21 protein-coding genes are annotated in these 25,848 nt (G+C 41.8%); 6 read left to right on the forward strand and 15 right to left on the reverse strand.

The window, feature by feature from the left end; all coding sequences use genetic code 11:
* Positions 1–9: 9 nt before the first annotated feature.
* From rpoZ to bfr, 5 genes are all read left to right on the forward strand, one after another.
* The gene (gene rpoZ, locus CYK47_RS06580) at positions 10–291 is read left to right on the forward strand and encodes a DNA-directed RNA polymerase subunit omega (RefSeq protein ID WP_067762989.1); all 282 of its coding nucleotides are present in this window, start codon (positions 10–12) and stop codon (positions 289–291) included.
* A 222-nt stretch (positions 292–513) separates the two neighbouring features.
* Positions 514–2,622 (forward strand): RelA/SpoT family protein, encoded by a 2,109-nt coding sequence (locus tag CYK47_RS06585; RefSeq protein ID WP_122900067.1) that lies wholly within the window; start codon positions 514–516, stop codon positions 2,620–2,622.
* 77 nt (positions 2,623–2,699) lie between these two features.
* On the forward strand, positions 2,700–3,083 hold the full coding sequence (gene ridA / locus CYK47_RS06590; RefSeq protein ID WP_122900069.1) for a deaminase RidA: 384 nt from the start codon (positions 2,700–2,702) through the stop codon (positions 3,081–3,083).
* A gap of 153 nt (positions 3,084–3,236) precedes the next feature.
* On the forward strand, positions 3,237–3,431 hold the full coding sequence (locus CYK47_RS06595) for a bacterioferritin-associated ferredoxin (RefSeq protein ID WP_122900071.1): 195 nt from the start codon (positions 3,237–3,239) through the stop codon (positions 3,429–3,431).
* Between the two features lie 211 nt (positions 3,432–3,642).
* The gene (gene bfr / locus CYK47_RS06600) at positions 3,643–4,107 is read left to right on the forward strand and encodes a heteropolymeric bacterioferritin subunit Bfr (protein WP_122900073.1); all 465 of its coding nucleotides are present in this window, start codon (positions 3,643–3,645) and stop codon (positions 4,105–4,107) included.
* A gap of 36 nt (positions 4,108–4,143) precedes the next feature.
* Here the strand turns inward: bfr and CYK47_RS06605 are convergent, their stop codons facing one another.
* From CYK47_RS06605 to CYK47_RS06675, 15 genes are all read right to left on the reverse strand, one after another.
* Positions 4,144–5,796 carry a PglL family O-oligosaccharyltransferase gene (locus tag CYK47_RS06605; RefSeq protein ID WP_122900075.1) on the reverse strand — a complete coding sequence of 551 codons (1,653 nt, stop codon included), beginning with the start codon at positions 5,794–5,796 and terminating at the stop codon, positions 4,144–4,146.
* A 112-nt stretch (positions 5,797–5,908) separates the two neighbouring features.
* Positions 5,909–6,382: a pilin gene (locus tag CYK47_RS06610; RefSeq protein WP_122900077.1), complete on the reverse strand. Its 474-nt coding sequence runs from the start codon at positions 6,380–6,382 to the stop codon at positions 5,909–5,911.
* 210 nt (positions 6,383–6,592) lie between these two features.
* Positions 6,593–7,153: a TPM domain-containing protein gene (locus CYK47_RS06615; protein WP_122900079.1), complete on the reverse strand. Its 561-nt coding sequence runs from the start codon at positions 7,151–7,153 to the stop codon at positions 6,593–6,595.
* The gene (locus tag CYK47_RS06620) at positions 7,147–8,148 is read right to left on the reverse strand and encodes a TPM domain-containing protein (protein ID WP_122900081.1); all 1,002 of its coding nucleotides are present in this window, start codon (positions 8,146–8,148) and stop codon (positions 7,147–7,149) included. The genes CYK47_RS06615 and CYK47_RS06620 overlap by 7 nt, the downstream gene beginning before the upstream one ends.
* 25 nt (positions 8,149–8,173) lie before the next feature.
* Positions 8,174–8,764 (reverse strand): LemA family protein, encoded by a 591-nt coding sequence (locus CYK47_RS06625; protein ID WP_122900083.1) that lies wholly within the window; start codon positions 8,762–8,764, stop codon positions 8,174–8,176.
* Between the two features lie 209 nt (positions 8,765–8,973).
* Positions 8,974–10,395, reverse strand: coding sequence for a glutamate synthase small subunit GltD family protein (locus CYK47_RS06630; RefSeq protein ID WP_122900085.1), 1,422 nt, complete (start codon positions 10,393–10,395; stop codon positions 8,974–8,976).
* Between the two features lie 71 nt (positions 10,396–10,466).
* The gene (gene gltB, locus CYK47_RS06635; protein ID WP_122900176.1) at positions 10,467–14,939 is read right to left on the reverse strand and encodes a glutamate synthase large subunit; all 4,473 of its coding nucleotides are present in this window, start codon (positions 14,937–14,939) and stop codon (positions 10,467–10,469) included.
* Between the two features lie 392 nt (positions 14,940–15,331).
* Complete coding sequence (locus CYK47_RS06640) at positions 15,332–16,246, reverse strand: hypothetical protein (RefSeq protein ID WP_122900087.1); 915 nt, start codon at positions 16,244–16,246, stop codon at positions 15,332–15,334.
* 8 nt (positions 16,247–16,254) lie between these two features.
* Positions 16,255–17,334 carry a 3-dehydroquinate synthase gene (aroB, locus tag CYK47_RS06645; RefSeq protein WP_122900089.1) on the reverse strand — a complete coding sequence of 360 codons (1,080 nt, stop codon included), beginning with the start codon at positions 17,332–17,334 and terminating at the stop codon, positions 16,255–16,257.
* 13 nt (positions 17,335–17,347) lie between these two features.
* The gene (gene aroK / locus CYK47_RS06650) at positions 17,348–17,899 is read right to left on the reverse strand and encodes a shikimate kinase AroK (RefSeq protein WP_122900091.1); all 552 of its coding nucleotides are present in this window, start codon (positions 17,897–17,899) and stop codon (positions 17,348–17,350) included.
* A 37-nt stretch (positions 17,900–17,936) separates the two neighbouring features.
* The gene (locus CYK47_RS06655) at positions 17,937–20,129 is read right to left on the reverse strand and encodes a type IV pilus secretin PilQ (RefSeq protein WP_122900093.1); all 2,193 of its coding nucleotides are present in this window, start codon (positions 20,127–20,129) and stop codon (positions 17,937–17,939) included.
* A 9-nt stretch (positions 20,130–20,138) separates the two neighbouring features.
* On the reverse strand, positions 20,139–20,669 hold the full coding sequence (locus CYK47_RS06660; RefSeq protein ID WP_122900095.1) for a pilus assembly protein PilP: 531 nt from the start codon (positions 20,667–20,669) through the stop codon (positions 20,139–20,141).
* On the reverse strand, positions 20,669–21,385 hold the full coding sequence (locus CYK47_RS06665; RefSeq protein ID WP_122900096.1) for a type IV pilus inner membrane component PilO: 717 nt from the start codon (positions 21,383–21,385) through the stop codon (positions 20,669–20,671). The genes CYK47_RS06660 and CYK47_RS06665 overlap by 1 nt, the downstream gene beginning before the upstream one ends.
* Positions 21,385–22,035, reverse strand: a complete 651-nt coding sequence (locus tag CYK47_RS06670) for a PilN domain-containing protein (protein ID WP_122900098.1) — start codon at positions 22,033–22,035, stop codon at positions 21,385–21,387. Before CYK47_RS06670 ends, CYK47_RS06665 begins: the two co-directional genes overlap by 1 nt.
* Complete coding sequence (locus CYK47_RS06675) at positions 22,035–23,093, reverse strand: pilus assembly protein PilM (RefSeq protein ID WP_122900100.1); 1,059 nt, start codon at positions 23,091–23,093, stop codon at positions 22,035–22,037. The genes CYK47_RS06670 and CYK47_RS06675 overlap by 1 nt, the downstream gene beginning before the upstream one ends.
* A 164-nt stretch (positions 23,094–23,257) precedes the next feature.
* Between CYK47_RS06675 and ponA the strand changes: the two genes are divergently transcribed.
* Positions 23,258–25,825, forward strand: coding sequence for a penicillin-binding protein PBP1a (gene ponA, locus CYK47_RS06680; protein ID WP_122900102.1), 2,568 nt, complete (start codon positions 23,258–23,260; stop codon positions 25,823–25,825).
* The last annotated feature ends 23 nt before the right edge of the window (positions 25,826–25,848 follow it).

Raw genomic sequence — 25,848 nt, forward strand, 5'->3', positions numbered from 1 at the left:
AGAATTCTTATGGCACGCGTAACCGTTGAAGATTGTTTAGACCATGTAGACAACCGCTTTGAGCTTGTACTAGTGGCAAGCAAACGCGCGCGTCAATTGGCACGTCAAGGTATTGAACCTACCGTAGAATGGGACAACGACAAACCTACAGTTGTTGCATTACGTGAGATTGCTGCGGGTCACGTTTCAAAAGACATTTTGAAACAACGTGAGCAAGACTATCAAACTTCAAGCCTTGATCTTGCACTTTCTGCAAATAATTTGAATTTAGATGGTTTTTCTTTCCAATAAGATTAACTTTCTAATAAAAGCCTAGTTTTATACTAGGCTTTTTTATTGCAGCTACTTTTCTATTGCTTGAATAAACGCTATAACATCAACTATAGCCCCTCAACTGATAATGAAGATTTTTTGTATTTTTTGCCTGAAAAAATTGACAACAGTCGCAGAATACATTTCATTAGAGGATTAACCCATTCACTTATCGCAAAACGTGTATCGTAAAGGTGTTCTATGCCAGGTGCAGATGTCAATCAAGCAAAGCAACAGCTCAAAACTATTATCGAAGCTTATTTAAGTGAACGTGATGTCGAGCGCGTGCTAGACGCTTGTGATTATGCCGATATGGCACATGATGGTGTCACCCGTAAAAGTGGTGAACCTTATGTTTTACATCCCATCGCGGTAAGCTGTATTTTGGCGCATATGCGTTTAGATGCAGAAACTTTAATGGCAGCATTACTGCATGATGTCATTGAAGATACCGAATTTAGCAAAGAAGATATCACCGAAAAATTTGGTCGCGTAGTGGCTGAATTAGTCGATGGCGTAACCAAACTGAGTCATTCTAGCGACAAAGAATTTAATAAAGCCGCATCGTTTCGTAAAATTTTACAAGCCACCTTACAAGATCCGCGGGTTATTATTATTAAACTCTCGGATCGCTACCATAATATGACCACATTAGATGCGCTGCGCCCAGATAAACGCGCCCGTATTGCGCAAGAAACCTTTGATGTGTTTGTACCTATGGCACGCATTGTCGGCATGAATGAGATGGCAGATAACTTAGAACATCTGTGTTATCAAAATCTTGATTTAGATATGTATAACAACATTCAAGAAGTGTTGTTACAAACCAAGCCAAAACGCTGTGAATATCAAGCGATTTGGGAAAGCAAATTAAGCAGTTTACTCGAGCAACATCAGTTAACTGGTCGTATTAAAAAGAAAAATAACAATATTGAACTGTTACGCCACTTTGTTAAAAACGATCTAAACTTACAAGAACTCACCCATAGCCATGCCTTTGAAATTATTTTAAACAGCATTGCTGATTGTGACCGTTTAGCAGAAGTATTACGTGAAAACTTTAAAGTTTTAAAATACGCAGATCATATTCGTCGCCCCCTCCCAGGTGGCAACCAATCTCTATTAATGACCTTAAAAGGTGAAAAAACCACCCTATCATTGACCATTCAAACAGAGCTGATGCGTAAAGCAGCACGCTTTGGCGTGGTATTGGGAGAAAATGCACCTCAAGCGTGTCGTTCTGCCATTCAAGCTTCAATGCAAAATTTAAATGTTTTGATTGATGGGGATTGCGCCAAAACCACCTTTAACGATTTACTGGATTATCTACACCAAGAAAAAATTTGGGTCTATACGCCACAAGGTCACTTACATGAGTTGCCACAAGGTGCAACCGTAGTCGACTTTGCCTATTCGGCTAGCTTATTTTTAGGTAACCATGCCGTAGGTGCTAAAATTGATGGTGAAACCAAATCACTTTCTACTGCATTATCTCATGGTCAAGTAATTGAAATTATTACCGATGTTTTAGCTTCGCCTAATCCAGATTGGCTCAGCTTTATTAACACGCAAAAAGCGCGTCGTGCGCTTCAAAATATTTTACGTGAGCAAGATATTGAAGAGCAGCGCTTAGTCGGTCAACAAGCCTTAGATCGTGCTTTAAAGCTGTTTAATCGCTCTACTAAAGATTTAACAGCCGATGATTGGATCGATTTACTGCAATGGCGGCATTTAGAATCGAAAGATCGTTTATTTGAGCAAATTGCAGTCGGCGATTTACTCCCGCAACTGGTGGCTAACCATTTATTCTCACAAGATCATCACAGCAAAGACTCACAGCGTCTTATTCAAGGTACTGAAGGTGTAGATGTAAAATACGCGCACTGCTGTAATCCAGTGCTTGGCGATCCAATCCAAGGACATTTATCACGTCGTGGTTTAATTGTACATCGTGCGCGTTGCCGTAATTTACTGCATGAACAACATTTGCATCCTGAAAATATCATGCCATTACATTGGAATAACAAGCATGATGTGGTGGAAGAAGTCAGCTTTACGGCTTATTTGGCCATTGATATGAGTCTTAATGACGAACAAATTTCTGATTTAATCTATCAATGCCGTAAAGAACATACTGGGGTAGAAATGGTACGCCCACACGAAGGCAAAACTTATGTGAATATTGTTGTGAATAATCGTCAGCATATCGCAAAAATTATTCGTGAATTACGTATGCAGTTTGGTTTTCCGCGTATTGGTCGTTTATTCCAACCTATTCCTATGAATGAATCGAGCAAAGTCGCAAGTTAATCAAATTAAACGATAATGCTTCTGCAAGCCAAATTCATCGACTATGATGTATCTATATACGATATAAGGAGAAATTGATGTCCCGCCAAGTAATCCATACCGAAAATGCACCTGCTGCGATTGGCACTTATTCACAAGCAATTTTAGTGAATGATACATTATATCTTTCAGGTCAAATTGGCTTAGATCCATACAGTATGGAGTTGGTTGAAGGCATTGAAGCGCAAATTCGCCGTGTATTTGACAATTTAAAAGCCGTTTGTGAAGCTGCAGGTGGCTCTTTAGCAGATATCGCAAAACTCAATATTTTCCTCACAGACCTTTCACATTTTCAATTAGTGAATCAGATTATGGGCGAATACTTTGCGCAACCTTATCCAGCACGCGCAGCTTTAGGCGTTGCTAGCCTTCCAAAAGGTGCTTTAGTTGAAATGGATGGTGTGGTTATTATTAATCAATAACTTAATCTATCTATATAAACGCCACCGATTGAGTGGCGTTTTTTAATCCAAAAACTCAATCAAATATTATCCAATAATAAGATGAAATAAATTGACAATTGATAATAATTATCAATAATACTAGTTATCTTATTTCATTTTATGTGATGACTGATGTACGTGTGTTTATGTCGCGGTATTACCGATCAAGATATTAAAGACGCTGTTGCGAATGGTGCAGAAAGTTACCGTGAAATTCGTGATTTGCTCGACCTTGGTACTTGCTGTGGCCGCTGTGCACCAGAAGCACGTTCAATCATTAGTGAAGAAGTGGCACAAATTGCCGCTAAAATTTCCGTAGCAGCTTAAGCCCTATAACCATAATAATATGCCTTCAGGCAACTAACTCCTCCCCCGCTTATGACTCTAAGCGGGTTTTTATTGCCAAATATAGCAATAGCTGTTGTTGTTGATTGCGATTTTCATTTGCTGTTCTATAAATTACTCGCCATTGGCTGATTTGTTGTTTAACATTATTCTAATTTAAAATTAAAGCCTTAGGGCAAATGGAGTAAGTGTAATGAAAGGCAATCGTGAGGTTATTCATCAATTAAATCAGGTTCTGTATCATCACCTTACCGCAATTAACCAATATTTTTTACATTCGCGTATGTTTAATGATTGGGGCATTGAGCAACTCGGTTCAGCAGAATATAAAGAATCGATTCGCCAAATGAAACATGCCGACAAAATTATTGAACGTATTTTATTTTTAGAAGGTTTACCTAATTTACAGCATTTGGGCAAACTTTATATTGGTCAACATACTTTAGAAGTCTTAAATTGCGACGTGCGTAAGGTGAAAGAAAATATCGAAGCCCTGCAACAATCCGTTGCGTTAGCTGAAAGCTCAATGGACTATGTAACTCGCGATTTAGTGCAAGAAATTTTAGAAAAAGAAGAAGAATATTTAGATTGGACCACCACCCAATTAGATCTTGCCGAACAAGTAGGTACACAAAACTATATTCAGAGCCAACTTTAAGCACAACAAAAAGCCCGCAGTTGCGGGCTTTTTTAGTTAAGGCTGCGGTTGCAATTCGATCAGCTCTTCATAGCTAATATTTAAATCACGCAACTCACGTAAGAGCCATAGTTGATGTTTAGCTTCTTCTGCATAACCATTAAATGCCAATAATTTAGCGTATTTAAACAGATCATACGTAGTTGGATAATTCAAAACAATTTCACTAATTTGAGTAATCTGCTTTTGCTCAAGCTGGGTATATGGATTCATACGAATCCACTCAATACGGCGATTAAACTCTTCTAACAGATAAACTCGATCATCATTGGTGATCTTTTCAGGCGTCTTTTCATAACGCATGGATTGATTAAGCTTAGGCACCACCGTTGCATAATCTCGATAGATTAAGGCTGTAATTGCTACACCAAGCACAAAAGTCACCTGCATAAAACGCGGACTAAGACTGAAACTTTGCGGCGTGGATTGTGCTTGTAAAATCCCAATAATAAAACCAATCGGTAGCAAGAAATAGGCATAGTTTTGCGGAAATTCCAACATAGCATGCACAACAAATACTGTAACCATCAGCAAGGCAATGACAGACTCTACTGAGTTGACGCGGCGCAGTAGTTGCAGACCCCAATAGGCAAAATAAGCCAAATACGCTAAGCCAATAACCAAGCCATTCCAAATTAGAAAATCTAAGACAAAGTTATGCGCACTACGAATCCAAACAGGACCTTGAAAATAATCACTAATTAACGTGTAGGCTACACTGGTTTGATGCCAGCCATATCCCCATAGCGGCTGCTCCATAATCGCATGCAACATTTGCTGCCAAATGGCAAGTCGCGACATATCGCCCGTAGCACGTTTTGATAATTCAACTGCCCCTGCACCACTGGCTACTGCGCTATCTGCAAATGGCGATAAAATGGTGACGCTTAGCGGTAATGCCCAAATCAGCATAACCACAAATAAAGCGCTCCATGCCGTGACGTAATACCATTTTAGGCTAAGTACGCCTTTGTAATATTGATAAGCACCATAGAATAAGATACATAGACATGCCACCCATGAAGTACGTGATTGACCAAGGACAACACCTGTGACAATCAGTGCGGCAATAAAGCTTAACACTTTACTATCTAGTTTTTGTTTTTCGTATAAATACCAACAGGCCAATAAAGCCATTAGTAAAAAAGTCGCCATATTATTGGGCTGAGCAAAGTTGGCGTATGGTCGTCCACCAAAGCTTTTAATATTGTGCATACCAGGTAAATGGGCATCTAAATTGACCCATTGGCATACTGCAATAAATGCCGTTGCTGCACCGACTGCGGTGAGCAAATAACAAAGATGGGTGAATAGTGTTTCTCGGGCTTGTTTAGATTCAGAAGCTAGATTAAAGCCCAAAGTGATACTCAGCCAAAAACCAAACACGAAAATGCTGCATAGTAAGGCTTTATCAAAGAAAAAGACTTGCCCAAAACCATATTGAATTAAAGGCACTAAGCTTAGACCTAATAAAGGAAAGCTAATTTTAGGAATAATCAGCTTTTGCTTAAGATAAATGGCACTTACAGTAATTAAAGCGAAGAAGGCATATAGTTCGCCTGTGTAAGTGACCCAAGGCCGGTAATGCACAGGTAACAACCATGCCAATGCCATGAGCACTGCAGCGATTAAAAGGAGATAGAATTTCATAAGCCAAAATGAGGAAAATTTATGCTTATGATAAGAAATTTTAAGTTTTTTATGTATTGTTTTTAGACAAATAAAAAAGGCTGCAAATTTGCAGCCTTTTTACTTGAAGCTATTAGCCAGCTTTTTTACTAGAAGTACAAGATTTTGGTAAATATTTTTGATCAATATTTGTTGATGTACAACCCCAAACACTTGAGCCTTTATCTGCATTAGATAATGTTAAAACGATTTCGCCATCCTTTAAACCAGTACTAACACCTGTGCCCAACATTTTAGCTGTAATGGTACAACCGCCACCTTCTGCTGCAGTTCCACCTGTTGTAACAGACGCTACATACTTACCAGTAATTTCTGTTGCTAAATTAATTCCATTAGTAGCTGCTTTAGAATTATCAGGGCAAGTTGCATCTTGTGCAAATGTCTCAGATACAGCACCTTTCAATCCACCAGCTAGAGTAATAGCCTCAGTAGCTTGAGAACGGGCAATGTAATCTTGATAAGCAGGAATCGCAATTGCAGCCAAAATACCGATAATCGCCACAACGATCATTAATTCAATTAAGGTAAAACCTTTTTGAGCGTTCATAACATTCTCCACAAATGTTTTATGTTTATTTATGTTGCGTAATATAAGCAAATGTTATGCCAAAGTTAAATATTTAGTTTATATTAATATTAAGTAATTGATTATTATTAAAAATAATTGATTTTATTGTTTTATCTAAAATTTTATCATACTTAATTATGTATATTTTAGGTAAACAACTGACAAAAATTGTCAATTGTTTACCTATTTTTAACCTAACAAAATCGGTGCATTGCCCAGTTCATCATCCAAATCTACAACTTTTTGATCATAAAATTGGTTTAATACTTCACCAATGGCTAAAACCGCCTCAACAACAGCTTCTCTATACTGCTGCTCGCGCATTTGATTTAATAACTGCTGACAAATTTTGTCCCATAGCACTTGTTGTGTCCCGTGTTTAATACCGCGATCAATCACGATTTCCACGCTTTTCTCACATAAATTAATATAGAGTAAAACGCCACTATTAAACTCGGTATCCCATACGCCAAGTTCAGCAAACAATTCTCGGGCACGTAATTTGACATCTTGGCGATAAGCTTGCGAACATGGAATATGACCTTCAATCACCACTTGAATTTCACCCACATGGCCGTGTTCAGCTTGTTCAACAGCGTTAGTAATCGCTTGTTGGTCTTGCTGATTAAAATAGCGTTTAGTGGCTGGCATAAATAAAAAATGCTTGAGCCAACGTTTAAAGCTAGGCTGAGCTAAATGTTCAGTTTTAGGCTGTGTAATAATATTGGTTGTTTCTGTTGTCGTTACCATGATCCTGAAGCTCCTCCCCCACCAAAGCCGCCGCCACCGCCACGATAACCGCCGCCACCGCGGCCGCCCCCTGATAAAAACATCTGTAATACCAACTGGGCAATTGAACTAATTAACAATACGAAAATACCACCAGCAAGCAGTAAGCTGGTGAGTAAACCTGCACCATTGACTAATCCTGCGACTAATCCTGCCACAGCTGCAGTCGATGCACTTAAACGCCTTCCCACAATATAAGAGGCAATGACACCTGCCACTAAAATAAATAAGGCAGTCATCATGGTGCTTTCACGCGCTTGTTGCTCATGTAAAGCTTGTTGCTGACGCTCTTGTAACTCTTGTGCCGCTTGGGCAGCAATTTCTGGGTCTTGATTTAAAATCGCTTGAATTTGTCCAATGCCTGAGGCAATCCCTTCTGCATAACGATTCTGCTTAAAGTAAGGCGTAATCTGTTGATTAATAATGCGACTGGTGATGATGTCAGGCATGACACCCTCTAAACCATAACCGGTTAAAATTTGTATACGACGGTCATTGACGGCAATTGCCATCAGCAAACCATTATCACGTTTAGCACTACCCAATTGCCATGCTTCAGCCACACGCATAGCAAAGCCAAAAATATCTTCTTGCCCTGTTGTCGGTACAATAATCACGCCAATTTGTGCTTTACCTTCATTATTTAACTGGATAATGCTTTGACTAATCTGCTGCTTCTCTGCAGTAGTTAATAGATTGGCCTGATCAATAATCGGTTGATTTAACGTAGGTAAACCACGGGTTTCGCCCTCTTTTAAATCGTTTTCAACTGTACGACTTGCACTTGCTGTCGCATTTTGTTCAGAGGCAGGCGCTGTTGTTTGGGGCTGAATGATTTTACCCAATACCACAGCATCTGCGCCTGAATCGACTGCTGTGGCTTCATTGCTATAAACTTGACTGCTGCCCAATATGAACAGCAGTATAATCAAATGAATCAACCTTTTGATGAGCATCTTGGTCTCCTACAGGTTGAAAGTATTAGTCAAATGAAACCTGTGGTGCATTTTGTGCATTGGCATCAGCGCTAAAGTTTTCTTTGGTTTTCATGCCAATCACTTTTGCCGTCATCACCTGCGGGAATTGACGTGAGTAACTGTTAAAGTCTTGTACGCTGCTAATATAACGATTACGCGCCACCGCAATGCGGTTTTCAGTGCCTTCTAATTGCACTTGTAAATCACGGAATTGTTCATTGGCTTTTAAATCAGGATAATTTTCAGTCACAGCCAATAAACGTGATAAAGCGCTGGTCATTTGTGCTTGAGCTTGTTGATATTTTTCAAATAATGCGGGGTCTTCTAAGACTTCTTTATCGACTTTTAAACCGGCGACATTGGCACGCGCTTGGGTGACTTCAGTTAAAACTTGCTGTTCATGTTTGGCATAACCTTTTACCACATTGACCAAGTTGGGTACTAAATCGGCACGGCGTTGATATTGGTTTTGCACTTCTGCCCAAGATGCAGTGACTGCTTCATCTTTGACTTGCAAGGTGTTATAGCCACAGCCCGATAAAGTTAAGGTACTTGCCAAGGCAATGACTAAAGCTGATTTTTTCATAAAGTTCATGCTGCTGTATCCTATGCTTTTTTTGTATTTGTAGAAATTATAAGCATTGTAGACATAAACATTTCTAGGAATTGTTGTTTTTATTTAATTGGCATTTTGAATTGCCTAAAGCTGAGCCATTAGCGCTTTGAATTTAAATTTTTCAAGCTCATGAACACCATAAAAAAACCCGCTGAATGCGGGTTTTTCTTGAATGAATTTAAACGTTTTTAGACATCTAGATAATCTAAAATTCCTTCAGCTGCCTGACGACCTTCCCAAATTGCAGTCACGACAAGATCCGAACCACGCACCATATCACCACCGGCAAAGATTTTTGGATTAGACGTTTGGAATTTAAATTCTTGCTGTTCTGGTGCAACCACGCGACCTGAACCATCTAGATTAATTTTTACATCATTAAACCAGTCAGCAGGTGAAGTACGGAAACCAAAAGCTAGGAGTACCGCATCGGCCGCTAGAATTTCTTCTGAACCCGGAATTGGCTCTGGGCTACGACGACCACGGCTATCTGGTTCACCGAGTTGAGTGGTGACTACTTTTACTCCAGTCACTTTGCCATTTTCACCGACAATTTCGATGGGTTGACGGTTAAAGGCAAAGTTAACCCCTTCTTCACGCGCGTTTTTCACTTCACGGCGTGAACCCGGCATGTTGGCTTCGTCACGACGATAAGCACAAGTCACTGACGCTGCGCCTTGACGGATTGAAGTACGGTTACAGTCCATCGCGGTATCACCGCCGCCAAGCACCACAACTTTCTTGCCTTCAACTGAAATATATTCAGCAGGGTCTTTTTCCCAACCTTGAGTACGATTTACGTTGGCAATCAAGAAGTCTAAAGCGTCATGTACGCCTTCTAAATCTTCACCAGGGAAACCACCTTTCATGTACGTGTAAGTGCCCATGCCCATGAAGACAGCATCGTAATCAGTCAGTAATTGCTCGATGGTGATGTCAGTGCCAATTTCGGTATTCAGACGGAATTCGACGCCCATGCCGGTGAAAATCTCACGGCGACGTTTCATCACATCTTTTTCCATTTTAAATTCTGGAATACCAAATGTGAGTAGACCACCAATTTCAGGACGTTTATCAAACACGACCGGACGCACACCAGCACGCACTAAAATATCTGCGCAACCTAAACCGGCAGGCCCTGCACCAATGATGGCTACTTTTTTATTAGTCCATTTCACATGCGACATATCTGGACGCCAGCCCAAAGCAAAAGCGGTGTCATTGATATATTTTTCCGCATTACCAATGGTCACTGCACCAAAACCATCATTTAAGGTACATGCACCTTCACATAAACGGTCTTGTGGACACACCCGACCACATACCTCAGGTAAGGTGTTGGTTTGATGACACAATTCAGCCGCTTGGAAAATGCGTCCTTCTGAAATCAGTTTGAGCCAGTTGGGAATATAGTTATGCACTGGGCATTTCCATTCGCAATACGGGTTACCACAACCTAAACAGCGGTGGGTTTGGTTTTTTGCCACTTCCGCAGTAAAAGGTTTATAAATTTCCACAAACTCAGCTTTGCGGACATCGATATCTTTTTTCTCAGGGTCTTGGCGTGCTACATCAAGAAACTGAAAGTCATTATTTAGGCGCTCTGCCATATCTGTCTCCGTCGGTGGATGTCAGCTGTTTTAGGTTGAGGCTGACATCTGCCTTTGTCTTGGTCGTGGAATTATTGTGGATCTGCTTGAGTTGTTTTTAGTAAAGTCAGCAAGTTAGCAGCTTTTGGTTTTACCAACCAGAACTTACGACTATAGTAATCAAACTCATGGCGGATCTTGTACGCCCAAGCACTACCTGTTTCTTGAATATGTTCATCTAAGATGCGTAGTAAGAAGGCTTTATGTTCTTCCATGGCTTCTGTAGAAATACGGTTCAGCTCAATCAGCTCATGGTTATAGTGATCGACAAAGTCATTATCGAGATCAAGTACATAGGCAAAACCACCTGTCATACCTGCACCAAAGTTATGCCCGACTTTACCCAGCACTGTGACAATACCACCGGTCATATATTCACAGCAGTGATCGCCTGCACCTTCAATCACTGCAAAGGCACCTGAGTTACGTACTGCAAAACGCTCGCCTGCGGTACCTGCAGCAAATAATTTACCGCCTGTTGCACCATATAGACAGGTGTTACCAATAATTGCGGTTTCTTGGCTTTGGAATGGTGAACCTTTTGGTGGGAAAATTGAGATACGACCACCGGCCATACCTTTACCGACGTAATCGTTGGCATCGCCTTCTAAGCTAATATGTAAGCCGCCTGCGTTCCATACACCGAGTGATTGACCTGCAGTACCGGTTAAGTTCACTTTGACTGGATGCGCTTCCATGCTTAAGTTGCCATAACGACGCGCAATTTCACCTGAAATACGTGCACCAATTGAACGGTCACAGTTACCAATCGTGAAGCGATATTTACCACCTGTACCAGCTTCAATCGCAGGCAACATTTCAGCAATCATTTGCTCAGCTAAGATGCCTTTATCAAATGGTTCATTGCCTTGTACTTCACAGTACTGCGCTTTGCCTTCTGCTGCAGGATGCGATTCAAGTAACGCACTTAAATCCAAATGCGCATGTTTGTCAGTTTCACCCGGTAACATTTCTAGTAAATCTGTACGGCCAATCAAGTCTTTAAGGCTTGAAACACCAAGTGCCGCCAACCATTCACGGGTTTCTTCAGCAATAAAGGTGAAGAAATTAATCAGCATTTGTGGCTCGCCAATATAATGCTCTTGGCGTAAATGGTCTTGTTGAGTTGCCACACCGGTTGCACAGTTGTTTAGGTGACAAATACGTAGGTATTTACAACCCAGTGCAATCATTGGGGTGGAGCCAAAACCAAAGCTTTCTGCACCCAAAATCGCAGCTTTGACTACATCAAGACCGGTTTTTAAACCGCCATCGGTTTGTACGCGTACTTTGCCACGTAGATCGTTGACGCGAAGCGCTTGATGCGCTTCAGACAGTCCTAATTCCCATGGCGAACCGGCATGGTGAATTGAGGAAAGTGGAGATGCCGCTGTACCACCGTCATAACCTGAAATGGTAATGAAATCGGCATAGGCTTTCGCCACACCTGCCGCAATCGTACCAACACCCGGCTCAGAAACAAGTTTCACCGACACCATCGCCTGTGGGTTAACTTGTTTTAAATCGAAGATCAACTGTGATAAATCTTCAATGGAGTAAATGTCGTGATGCGGTGGCGGCGAAATGAGGGTAACGCCTGGTACAGAGTAACGTAAACGCGCAATTAAGCCATTCACTTTACCGCCCGGCAGCTGACCACCTTCACCTGGTTTTGCACCTTGTGCCACTTTAATCTGTAACACTTCTGCTGAGGTTAAATAAGCAGGTGTGACACCAAAGCGACCTGATGCAATTTGTTTGATTTTCGAGTTACGAATCGTGCCGTAACGCGCTGGGTCTTCACCGCCCTCACCTGAGTTGGAACGACCACCAATGGTGTTCATGGCAATCGCAATCGCTTCGTGTGCTTCTGGTGACAATGCACCAAGCGACATCCCAGCTGAGTCAAAACGCGGTAAAATTTCTTCTACTGATTCCACTTGTTCTACAGGAATCGAATTTTCTGTTTTAAGTTTAAGTAAATCACGAATCGTCGCAACAGGACGTGTGTTCACCAACTCTGCATATTCTTTAAAATCTGCATAATTACCTGAGCGCACTGCTTTGTGTAAGGCATTAATCACGTCTGGGTTAAAGGCATGATATTCCTTATCAAAGACAAACTTGAGCAAACCACCTTGTTCAATTGGCTTACGCGCTTTCCACGCTAGGCTTGCCAATTTTTTCTGATCATTTTCAAGGTCAACGAAAGTCGCCCCTTGAATACGGCTTGGTACACCAATAAAGCATTTATTCACGACTTCATTGGATAAGCCTACGGCTTCAAATAACTGACCGCCACGGTATGACGCAACCGTTGAAATACCCATCTTAGATAGAACTTTTAATAAGCCCTTTTCGATGCCTTTACGGAAGTTATTTTGTGCATACACTGGATCACCCAATAACTCACCCTTGGCGATTAAATCGTTAATCACGTCATAAGCAAGATATGGATAAATAGCTGTTGCACCAAAACCAAGTAACACAGCAAATTGATGCGGATCACGCGCAAAACCAGTTTCAATAATCAGGTTTGCGTCAGTACGTAAACCATTATTGATTAAATAGTGATGCACCGCACCTGTCACCATCATGGCGTTGGCAGGTAAATAGCCTTCACGGATTTTTTTGTCCGATAGTACAAGTAAGGTTTTACCATCACGAATCGCTTGTGCGGCCTCGATACAAATACGGGCAATCGCTGCTTCTAAGCCTTCAGTTTCTGCATAGTTCAGGTCAATATCGGCAATTTCATAGCCTTTACGACCAATGGTGCGAATCTGATGCATTTTTGAATTGGACAGCACTGGGCTTGACACAATTAAACGATCGGCATGTTCAGGGCTTTGCTCAAACACGTTTTGCTCACGACCAAAACAGGTCTCAAGCGACATCACAATGGATTCACGTAATGGGTCAATTGGTGGATTGGTGACTTGAGCAAATTGCTGACGGAAATAATCCGACACATGACGCACTTGACGCGATAACACCGCCATTGGCGTATCATCACCCATTGAGCCTACTGCTTCTTGACCGCTTTCTGCAATTGGACGTAGCAATTGGTCACGCTCTTCAAAGGTCACCATAAACATCTTTTGTGATGCTTTGAGTTGATCGCCTTTTAAGCCTTGATCACATAAATGCTCTTCAAGCTCTGGGCTACCTTGTAAACGTACTGAATTTTCACGTAACCATTCACGGTAAGGACGCATGTTTTTCAGATGATTATTGACGTCTTTGGTGTCGAGCATTTTACCGGTTAAGGTATCAATCACCAGGATTTGACCCGGACCAACACGACCTTTTGAAATCACATCTTCAGGTTCATAACCCCAAACGCCAATTTCAGATGCAAGTGTGATATAGCCATTTTTAGTAATGACCCAACGCGCAGGACGTAAACCGTTACGATCAAGCATACAAATCGCATGACGACCATCTTGAATCACTAGACCTGCAGGACCATCCCATGCTTCCATGTGCTTCGAGTTAAACTCGTAGAAGGCACGTAAGTCAGCATCTAGGGTTTCTACGTTTTGCCATGCGGGTGGCACAAGCATGCGTAAGGCACGGAATAAATCCATACCACCGCCCACCAATAATTCCAGCATGTTATCTAAGCTTGAAGAATCCGAACCAGTACGGTTTACAATTGGATTTAAATCGGTGATGCCCGGTAACAGTGGGTTTTCAAATTTTGGTGTACGCGCTACAGCCCAGTTACGGTTCGCTGTAATGGTATTAATTTCACCATTATGCGCTAAATAGCGGAATGGCTGCGCTAAAGGCCAACGCGGTAAAGTGTTGGTCGAGAAGCGTTGGTGGAACACCACAATGTGCGAAGCTAAACGTGGATCAGCGAGGTCTAAATAGAAGTCGGCAATGTATACCGGCATCATTAAGCCTTTATAGCTAATTACAGTTGAGCATAAAGTGGTGACATAGAAGTATGGATCATTGATTTGTTGTTCAGCACGACGACGCGCCATCACCAACTTACGGTTAAATTCAACTTCCGTTACACCCATTGGGCAGTTCACAAAGATTTGCTCAAATGCCGGTAAAGACTGCATTGCAATTGAACCTAAGGCATCGTTATTGGTCGGCACGACACGCCAACCAATGACACGGCAACCTTCTGCTTCAATTTCTTTAGTTAAAATCTGTTTCGCAGCTAAAGCCAATGCTGGGTCTAAATTTAAAAATACAGTCCCCACAGCGAACACTTCGCTTAAGGTGATATCACTAATTTTTTTTGCTTCTTCACGGAAAAAAGCTTTTGGCATAGCCAATAATAAGCCACAACCATCACCTGTTTTGCCATCTGCGGCAATACCACCACGGTGGGTCATACAACTTAAACTATGCATAGCAGTTTTGACTAAGTCATGGCTTGCATCACCCTGCATATGAGCGATTAAGCCGAAACCACAGTTATCTTTAAACTCATCGGGTTGATACAAACCTTGAGTGGGAGCTACATTGTGAGGCGATGGCATGTGCATAGCGTACCCTTCTTGCAGGGCCCATAAATGGGCAATTAACAGTTCATTTTTTTGTTGGGTGTGGTCCTGTTTGACGAACAACTACAGCTAAGATCAAAGCACTTTTTTAACGCAGTGCAATGCACAGTTTTTGCAGTGTGTCGCGCCAAAACGGGGACATTTACTCAATTCATGCACCAATTAAGCAAAAAGAATGCCAATATTTTTATTTGACTGTTAATACGCTTATTTGTCGAATTATTTGTTTTTAGGTTTATCGACAAGATGGGATGTGTTGTTCTTTTTGCACCATATATGGGCACTTAATTATAGTTATAACTGACTATGCGCCATTTTAGAACAAATTTTCAGCTAAAAATTGCACTCAATTGTGACGTAGTTATATATTAGTGTTGGCTTTGGCTATGACTTTGTTCGATATCAACCACATTACCATGTTGATCACGACGGACTACAGTCGTTGAGGTCGTCGCCTTATCAGGGCTAATTACAGGTGCTTCTTGTGTTTGGGCTGGACGTGCTGGGGCAGAATTGCTAGGAGTTGCTGGTTTAGCAGTAGAAGCAGGTTTATTCGTTGGTGCTGGATTATTTTTGGCCTGTGCAGCTAAACGTTGTTGATTGATTAAAGCACGACGTTTCGCTTCTGCTAATACCGTTTCATCCACAACAGGTACCGCAGCAGGACGTAATTTTACTGCATACAGCTTGTGATTTAGACCTAACTCATCAGATCCCATATCATTGACAAAATCTTTATAGCTGTTCAGCGCTACCACATGCGGCTGCACCGACTTAGGTAAAGCTATGTTAAGAGTAGCTAAAGCATTTTTCGCTTCACTTTCATTGTTATATATTCCATATAACAATACATATTGTTCAGCTTGGTTCTCACCACTTAAACGAATATAGCGATAATCTTTGCGTGATTCTTGTTTCTTTAAAAAAGTATTAATGATTTGTTCTTCTGAAACCCGAAACAGCTCAATCACATATTTCTTTTTGTTGTCTTCGATAAATTTATTGCCACGAAATTCGGCTTCGTGTGTGCCTGTTGCTACAACACGCGTGGTCATCTCTAAAGGACGTACTTCCTCGAGCAAGCCACCTAAATGCGTTGTTGCTGCTACTTTTTCAGGTTGAATTTGTACTGCAACATCAATGGCTGTAGGCACTTCAACCAACTCAAGTTGGTCTTTGTCGGTAATCGCCCATGCCACTAAGGCGAAAAATAAGCACAGCAATCCGCATACTAACCAGATAGTATTGTGCATTTTTTGCTTAGATGTGCGGATTGCTGCCATGATTAACCTTATTCTTGATTGGCCAAAATTGCCTGTTGCATTAATTCTACATCAAATTCTTTGGTAATAACCGCTTGACCCAGTTGCTGCATTAAGACCAAACGCAATTGACCATTTAAGACTTTTTTGTCATGCGCCATAAAGGCTAAAAATTCATCTAATGGAATTTTAGGACAAACGATCGGTAAATTGGCGCGAGAAATGATTTTTTTTGTACGCTCTAAATCATCTAACGAGATCCACCCCATACGTTGGGACAGATCGGCTGCCATGACCATGCCTGTGGCCACTGCTTCGCCATGTAACCATTCGCCATAACCTAAATAAGATTCGATGGCATGACCAAAGGTATGGCCTAAATTCAGTAAGGCACGTTCGCCTTGCTCTTTTTCATCATTGGCAACAATACGTGCTTTATGGGCACATGAACGATAAACCGCTTCGGCAAGTAAGGTCGCATCACCAGCAACCAATTGTTCCATGTGGGTTTCAAGCCATGCTAAAAACTCAATATCACCGAGTAAAGCATATTTAATCACTTCGGCTAAACCCGCAGAAAGTTCACGTGGCGGCAGTGTTTTTAACTGCGACATATCCGCCAATACCACTTGTGGCTGTTGGAAAGCACCAATCATGTTTTTACCCAAAGGATGGTTAATGCCTGTTTTGCCACCAACGCTTGAATCCACTTGTGATAGCAGCGTGGTCGGCACTTGAATAAAATACACACCACGTTGGAAAGCAGCCGAAGCAAAGCCTGCCATGTCGCCAATCACACCACCACCTAAAGCCAGCACCGTACAGTCACGGTTAAAACCAGCTTCGAGTAATGCGTTAAAAATTAAGTTTAAATGCTCAATATCTTTAAATTTTTCACCATCAGGCAAAATACACGTTGCCACCGTTTTATCCAAAGCTTCAATTGCAGTCACATAATGCTGCAAATACAACGGCGCTACCGTGGTATTGCTCACAATCATCACTTGACGACCTTTGATATAGGGCTTGAGTAATGCTTGTGGATTTAAATCACTGCCAATAAAGATCGGATAACGACGATCACCGAGTTCAACGTGTAAAGTTTGCATGATTAAAGATCGCTTATTTAACTTGGGCTTGAGGTGCTTGAACAATTAAGGTGAGGATTTTTTGTGCTAAATCACGCGCCGCACCTTGATTGGTTTCGATAATATAATGTGCCACTTCACGATATAAAGGATCACGTATTTCAAGTAATTCACGTAACTTTTGTTCCGGGTTTTCAACTTGTAATAAAGGACGGTTTTTATCGCGATAAGTACGCTGTAACTGAATTTCGACGGGAGTATATAGATAAACAACAATACCACGTTGTTTTAAGAACTGACGATTAGGTGCTTGGGTCACTGCCCCACCACCAGTGGCGAGCACCAGCTCTGAACGGGCGGTGAGTTCATCAATCACTGCAGTCTCGCGGCCACGAAAGCCAAGTTCACCCTCTTTTTCGAAGATCCATGGAATTGCGGCTCCAGTTTTACGTTCAATCTCGTGATCACTGTCAACAAACTCACGTCCTAACAGCTCTGCTAAATGTCGACCAACCGTCGTCTTACCCGCCCCCATGGGCCCTACCAAATAAATATTTGGTAGGGTGTCAAACTCATTGCTTGGCAAGGAGTCACCTATTAATTTTGCTTAAATTGAAAATATATTAATGATTTCTTGAAACACTGTCATTAACAATTCGCGGTGTAACAAAAATCAATAGCTCACGCTTATCTTCAGATTTCAGATCCTTACGGAATAAACGACCCACATATGGCAAATCACCTAAGAAAGGTACTTTGGTTTGTTGAGTTTGGGTTTCTTGTTCGAATATTCCACCAAGCACCACGGTTTCGCCGTTATTGACCAACACATTGGTATTAATTTCATTTTTATTTAAAATGATTTCACCGTTTGGTGCTGTGCCTGATGGTGAGTCACTATTGATCAGTAACTGCATTTGTACTTTGCCATCTGGGGTAATGCTTGGAGTCACTTCTAAGCTTAACAATGCATCTTTAAATTGGGTATCTGCTGTGGTACCGCCACCTGTGGTAGTGGTAGTTTGATACGGAATCTGTTGACCCGATGCCACTTTAGCTTGTTGTTTATCTGCAGTTAGAACTTTTGGTGTAGAAATTACTTCACCATAACCATCTGATTGTAAAGCAGATAGCTCAAGATCAAGCATAAAGTCAGATAAGCTAATTAAACCAAATGCGACACGACCTGCTGCATTTGCTACGCCTAAGTCGACGTTTAAGTTATCTGGACGTTGGATATCATAGCCACCGTTTTCATTCGGTTCACCACGTAAATCCCACAGCGTTTGCTCGCTACCACCAACGAGCAAGTTATTGTTTTTGTTAATTCCTTGTGACACTAAGCCCCATTTCACGCCCATTTCTTTGGTGAAATCAGTTGAGGCACGCACAATACGCGCTTCGACCATCACTTGTTTTACAGAAACATCCAGCAGATCAATCATCTTACGAATTTGATCAATCTTGGCTGAGGTATCGTTAATAATTAAGGTATTGGTACGTGGGTCAACCGAGGCTGTACCACGTGGGCTCAGTAAAGAACCGACGCTATCCCCGAGTAAATCGCTATCGGCTGTATTTGTGCTGCTACTCCCACCACGATTGCTGGCATTGCGTCCTTCGACGATTAATTTTTCAATATCAGCAGCTTTGGCATAGTTGAGCTGAATATATTCAGTTTGTAATGGGGCAAGTTTGATGCTTTGTGCAATGGCTTTCGCTTCTTCTTCTTCCGCTTTAGTTAATTCAGCTAAGGGCGCAATCCAAATCACGTTGCCATTACGACGTTTATCTAAATTTTTAGTTTTTAGAATAATATCTAAAGCTTGATCCCACGGCACATCTTTTAAGCGCAAGGTAATATTGCCTTGTACTGTATCGGCTGCCACCATGTTAATGCCAGTAAAGTCAGCTAATAATTGCAATACACGGCGCACTTCGATGTCTTGGAAATCGAGTGAGATTTTCTTACCATTATAATGCTGTACAGTACGTGTCACTGCTTGCTGTGCGGTTGCAGTACTACGATCCACTGGACGCTTAACCGAAATGGTCAGCTTGTTTTCAGCTTGGTATGCCATGTATTCATAACTACCCGAAGTCTGAATCGTGACTACACCACTACCCCCACTGTTTTGTGCATCAATGGTCGAGGCAGGCGTAGCAAAGTCATTGACATTTAAACGACGTGCTAAGTGAGTCGGGACTTTATTGCCCACAGTACGCACTACAATTTTGCTACCTTGCTGCTGTACATCTACAGGGGTATTGCGTCCTGCAAGATCAATCACCACCAGACCTTCGCCTGCTGCACCACGTTCAAAGCCAATATTGGTAATGCCTTGGGCTTCTTTAACCGTGGCAACAGGTGCAGCTGTACTGCTGCTAGTGCTAGTTGGGTTAATTTTTAAAATATAAGTGTTGCCTTCTACACGCGTGGTAAACGCACCTGCATCAGCCAAATTAATGTTTAAACGCGCACGCTGCGCATCTGACATTACTTCTAAATTGCTCGCTTCTTTGGTGGCAATAGTAATATTATTTTGTTTTAAGCTTTGGGTGGCTTTTTCAAAATCTAACACCAAACGTGCTGGGTTTTCTAGTTGATAGGCTTGTGGCTCTGGGGGAATACCATTAAACATGACACGAATTTCTGTGCCTTGATTGGGTACTTGCATAGGCACAATATTGGTAATGCTGACTTGTGCATTTGCCACTTGCATGACTGCCATTGCTACTGTTGCCATCGAAAACTGACGCAATAAATTCATGGTATTACCATCCCCAAAAATAAAATCTTTCACACTATTGTTCATTGTTATTCCTTAAGGCGCTGCAGCACCCAGCAGTACCAGACTACGTGGACGTTCTAAATAACCTTCACGACCATCAGGAATGATTTCGATCAGATCAATTTGCGTTGGTGTAATGCGTACCACGCGACCATGATTGTTGCCCATATAACTGCCAATTTGTACGCGCTCTAATTCACCATCAGGCGTTTGAATGACCGCGGTAATTTTACCTAAGTTATTGAGCATACTGCCTTTCATGTTCAGGCTTTCCAGTGCATAACTTTCGAGTGGCTGTGGTGCGCGTGAGAAGTTTGGAAAGACGCGTTTACCTGCCATAATTTTCAGCTCTGCCGCCAAAGAAGTAGGCATAAACGGACTTTTTAATTGATGCGCAGCATAATCAAAAGTCGGAACAGGCATAAAAACAGGTGCGGGTTCAATTGGTAATGGCGGTTGATTACGAATTTCCGCCATCTGTTGATTGACTGCGTCAATTCGTGAATCACAGCCCACTAATGCCAATCCCAGCAAGAGGCTTAAGCTAATTTTGCTCATCTGCATTATGGCGTCTCCCCTGTTGCTGTTGCAGCTGCATTCTGCTCGTCTGGATTTACCCCGATATAACGATAGGTTTTCGCGTTAACCTTATAGGTCACTACAGGTACTTCCGCACGTTTTTCTTTGCTTTCTAATGCTGAAATTTCAAAATCGTGTAAGGTGACAATCCGTGGTAATGCCGCAATTCCGCTCACAAATGAACCAAAGGCATGGTAATCACCCGTCGCTTCAATCGCAATTGGCTGCTCAATAAAGAACTCTTGCTTAATTTCATTTTCTAGACGGATATTTTTAAATTTCAGTCCAGCATTCACCCCAGTGATGTTGATATCTTCTACTAAACCAGGAATTTCAGTTTCTTTAGGTAATTGTTCTAACTGTTGGTTAAAGTTAGCTTGCATATCCATCAGTTGTGCTTGATATTGCTGTAAGTTACGCAGTTTAGAATCTTTGTCACGAAACTCATTCAGTAGCTGTGCTTCTTGAGCACGAGCGGCTTCAATGGCATCTAATTTTGGCTTAATCGCCAAGAAATAACCAATCGCAGCAATCACCAGCAGTAAAAATAACCAACACGTAAGTTTGACAGAAACTGGCCAACCACCATAGTTATTGGTGTCTAAAGTATTAAATTGCTGAAAGAATTTTTCTAGCGTCATTTTCTTTTTGGGGTTATGCGCTACATCTTGACTTAATTCATCCAATTCTTCACGACTCATTATGGTGCCCCCGTTACGCTAAGATCGGCTTCACTTGCGGCTATCTCATCTAGATCTGCCACAATATCCATTTTGATTTCATCAAGATCGGCAGTCACAACAAATGAGCCATAGCTGTCTTCACGACGCGGCACAAGTGAGCTAGCTGGTTGTTGTTTATTTTCTTCAACGGCCAAGAAAGAGTTCATAAAAGCATTACGATACCAAGCCGATGCTTCTAGACCGCGTAGTAAATCTGCTACGGTATTTGGACTATCTGCACGCCCTTCGATGGTAAATTTATCGCCTTGACGCACAAACTTGGTGATATACATATTGCCTGGTGTGACACGTACCAACTCATCCACCAAACGTACAGCCACAGGACGTTGACCTTGTAAACCTTGAATCAACTTCATACGCTCGACAATCGCATCACGCTGCTCTTGTAGACCTTCTAATGATTTCAGCTGCACATCTAGATTTTGGTTAGTACTCATCACCAATTGATTGGCTTGATTTTGATCTTCTAAACGACCATCAAAATACATCCAAGTACCCACAACTCCAAGTACCCCAAGTAAAGCCACCCCAATAGAAACGGCAATAAATTCTTTTTTACGTTTTTCTCTTAGCTCATCACGCCAAGGGAGTAAGTTAATTCTTGCCATTAATCAAAACTCCGCATTGCTAGGCCACAGGCCACCATCAGTGAAGACGCATCTTTTTCAATTTTTTGTACATCAACTTTGCTTGAAAAGCCCATTTGCAAGAATGGATTTGCAACTGTGACACGGTAACCGAGCTTTTGCTGAATGAGTTTAGCAAGACCGGTAATATTGGCATTACCCCCTGCTAACAAAATATGATCGATTTCATTAAATTGTGACGATGAGAAAAAGAATTGCAAAGAACGTGCCGCTTGTTGAACCACAGCAACTAAATAAGGTTCTAAAACTTCTGCTTCATAATCATCTGGTAAACTTTGAATTTTTTTAGCGCGACCGGCTTCTTCAAAAGATAAACCATAACGGTTTTGAATATCTTGAGTGAGTTGCTTACCCCCAAAAACCTGCTCACGGGTGTAAATCACTTTACCGTTTTGCATTACAGATAATGTGGTCATGGTATGACCAATATCTAAAATCGCAACAGTATGTACACCTACAGGTAAGGTATCAGCAAACACTTCATACGCATTTTCAATGGCAAAGCTTTCTACGTCGGCAATTTTGGGGGTCAGGCCGGCAAGCTCTAAGACTTCAGAACGAAGGCTGATATTTTCCAAACGTGTGGCCACCAATAATACTTTAACGCGGTGGGGATTGGCTAAACGATCAGGCAATACTTCAAAATCAAGACTAACTTCATCTAATGGGAACGGAATATATTGCTCGGCATCCATTCGAATTTGCACTTCACGTTCGTCATCATTCATATCTGCATCCATTTCGATGACTTTAGAAATCACCATAGATGTAGGTACAGCAAAGGCTGCATGATCACTACGTGGATCGGCAAAATTGATCGCACGCTCTAAAGCATCTGCGACTGCTTCGACATTTAAAATATTTTTTTCAACTACACTGCCATCTGGTAAGGGTACAAGAGCATAGCTCTCGACATGGTACTTACCATTTTTTACAGCGAGTTCTAAAACTTTAACAGAAGTAGAACTAATATCTACACCTATTAACCCCTTATTTGGTTTACGATATAACCTGAGCACAATTCAGTCCTATTATTTTTTTATCCCCAAAAAACAAAACCCACTAATCGGTCAAGGTCTATAATTTTATACGGATACAATAACTCATCTAACAATCCGTAAGTGTAAAGGCTATACTGACGACCAATTAGTTTGCCATTAGCTCTTATTAAAACTTACTTGTTATGAAAAAGCTATCTTGTTCAGGCCGTGTACATCCATTTTTTTTGAGCATAATTATAATTTTAGTCTCAATACCGATGGGTTTTTATGGCATGTACCTCTATATCGCCCCATCCTTACCGGATATGTCGACGCTGAAAAAAGCGCCTTTGCTTAAGCCTTTACAAGTTTATAGCTCAGATAACCAATTGATTGCCGAATATGGTGGCAAACTTTCGGTGCCGGTTGCTTATAACCAAATTCCACAGACCTTTGTCCATGCTTTTTTAGCAGCCGAAGACTCATCTTTCTTTGACCATAGCGGTATTAGCTTTAAAGGCTTAGGTCGTGCAGTTACAGAAAGTGTGACAGGCTCAGATGTGCAAACAGGCGGTTCAACCATCACCATGCAGGTGGCTAAAAACTACTATTTAAGTCCAGAGCGTACCTTAAAACGTAAGCTAACCGAAGTGTTTTTGGCACGCAAAATTGAACAAACTTTATCTAAAGAAGAAATTATGACTTTATACGTCAATAAAATTTTCTTGGGTAAAAATGCGTATGGTATCGCGGCGGCTGCACGTATTTATTATAACAAGAGTTTAAATGAGCTATCTGTCGCACAAATGGCAATGATTGCAGGTTTACCCAAAGCTCCTTCTAAATACAACCCAATCGCCAATCCTGAACGTGCTTTAGAGCGTCGTAACTGGATTCTGGGACGTATGTTGCAGCTGGGCTATATTAACCAAACGCAATATCAAACTGCCATTGCTGAACCCTTAAATTTAGATAGCCCTGATCGTAGTATTAGCAACCGATTTCCCTATGTAGGGGAAATGGTGCGTAGCGAATTGGTAGAAAAATTTGGCGAGCAAGCCATTGATTCAGGTTATAAAGTCTATACGACTATTAATAGTGAACGTCAGGCGTATGCCGAACAAGCAGTACGTGATGGCTTAGAAGATTATGACCGTCGTCATGGCTGGCGCGGTGCTGAAGCACACGATAAACCGTTAAAAGACTTTATGGCTTATGCCAATACTTACCCTGCGCAAGTGGTTAAGGTCGGCAGCAGCTCGTTTGACGCCTTGATGCAAGATGGTTCAACTGTGACTGTGCCTTGGTCAGGTATGTCATGGGCGCGTCCCTATCGTAATGCCAATAGTGTAGGTGCTGCGCCGAGTCGGGCTTCGCAAATTGTTAAAGTCAAAGATATTGTGCGTTTACGCCCCAATGCCGAAAAAACCACTTGGGCTTTAGTACAAATCCCCAAAGTTCAGGGTCAACTCATTGCTTTAAATCCGAATAGTGGCGCTTTAGAGGCTGTGGTGGGCGGATATAACTTTTATCACTCTAAGTTTAACCGTGCCATCCAAGGTTGGCGGCAACCAGGTTCTACCATCAAGCCTTTTGTTTACGCTTTGGCTTTAGAACGCGGTATGACGCCGCATAGCATAGTCAATGATGCACCAATTACCATTGGTAAGTGGAGTCCTAAAAACTCTGATGGGCGCTACTTAGGCATGATTCCACTGCGCCGTGCTTTGTATTTATCACGCAATACGGTATCGGTACGTTTATTACAAAGTGTTGGGGTTGAGCGGGCGCGCCAGTTATTTATGGACTTTGGTTTACAAGAAGATCAAATTCCGCGTAACTACACCATTGCCCTAGGAACCCCCCAAGTATTGCCTGTACAAATGGCAACGGGTTATGCCACCTTTGCCAATGGCGGCTACCGTGTTCAACCTTATTTTATTGAACGTATTGAAGATGCCTATGGCAAAGTGATTTATAAAGCTAATCCTGAATACGCTTGTATCCAATGTATTCACCAAAAACCGCAAGCTCCTGAAACTGATGTCAAACAACTGTCAGCCGACGATGCTGCATTCTTAGAGGCTGCATCAGAAGCCAAAGCAGCTTCAGAAGCTGCTGCATCAGAGGCGAGCACTGCCACAGCACCTGCTGCCAAAACAGATACCACTGAATATCGTCAAGCACAGCGAATTTTAAAATCCAGCTCAGCCTATGACATGGCGAATATTTTGCGTGATGTGATTCATCATGGTACAGGTCGTGCTGCGTTAAAAATTGGTCGTAATGACCTAGGAGGTAAAACAGGTACCACCAATGATGCCAAAGATGCATGGTTTGCAGGCTTTAATGGTAAATTAGTGACGATTACTTGGGTTGGTTTTGACCAACCTACCAGCTTAGGTCGTCGTGAGTATGGTGGCGTTGCAGCTTTACCTATTTGGAGTGACTTTATGGCCAAGTCTTTAAAAGACACGCCTTCAGCATGGGTAAGCTTAGACAGTAAAGCCAACGCACCAGAAGCACGTAATTCAACTGAGCCTACACAGGTCGAAGATCAAAAAGCCAACCGTGCAGCCCCACCACTGGCACGGCCTATTTATCGTCCACCACCAGTCACACCTAAACGCAGCGTCGAAAACGACTTTGCAGATTTACCGGGTGAAACTGCATTGCAACCTGTGCATAAAGCACCACCACCCATGCAGAGTGCGCCAAAACGTGAAGCGCCAAGCGATAGTTTAGAAAAATTAATTCGCGAAGTTGAATAATAAAAAAGCCCGCAATTGCGGGC

This window comes from Acinetobacter sp. B51(2017), from assembly GCF_003711395.1.
Lineage (GTDB): Bacteria > Pseudomonadota > Gammaproteobacteria > Pseudomonadales > Moraxellaceae > Acinetobacter.